The organism is Vibrio sp. 10N.222.48.A3, assembly GCF_041475345.1.
Taxonomy (GTDB): Bacteria; Pseudomonadota; Gammaproteobacteria; order Enterobacterales; family Vibrionaceae; genus Vibrio; species Vibrio tasmaniensis_A.
Genome location: NZ_JBFRVX010001506.1, coordinates 1 through 513, shown reverse-complemented (window position 1 = coordinate 513; position 513 = coordinate 1). Strand labels below are relative to the sequence as shown.

1 pseudogene is annotated in these 513 nt (G+C 36.5%); it reads right to left on the bottom strand.

The features are described from left to right. A pseudogene (locus tag AB4653_RS27420) lies at positions 1 to 286 on the bottom strand (RNA-binding protein); the annotation flags it as partial. Between the last annotated feature and the right edge of the window lie 227 nt (positions 287 to 513).

Here is a 513-nt window from a genome sequence, read left to right as displayed (position 1 = left end):
TGTCTTTCATTAAACGTACAGCAAATACTTCACCATATTCAGAGAACAATTCACGTACATGTGATTCATTCGCTTTGTATGGAAGGTTACCCACATAAAGTGTTTTTGTTGAAGCCTTAGGTTCTGACTCTGATTTTGAGTTGGTGCTTGAAAAATTAACAACAAAAGCGGAAGCCAAGACACCAAGGATAAAGGTAATTGCAGGCGATATATCTACCTGAGAGAAAACAATGCCGCCCAATACAGCTAGCGCGACAATTAACAACATCGATTTTTTTGAGTTCATATCGGAATACTACATATTAATAAACGAAATATACGCATCTACCATTAACAAAATAGACACATGAATCTTACGTTCATGGCTTCCATTTTGCCAATGTATTGCTGTGATACGTCTCAAATGTTTAGTTTTTATTCGAAAAATGCGGATGTGGTGGCTTTTTAGGCGAACAAAACTTTTATTTAAAAAAGCTCTTGTGCTCTATATCGAACTCTCTATAATGCCGCCTC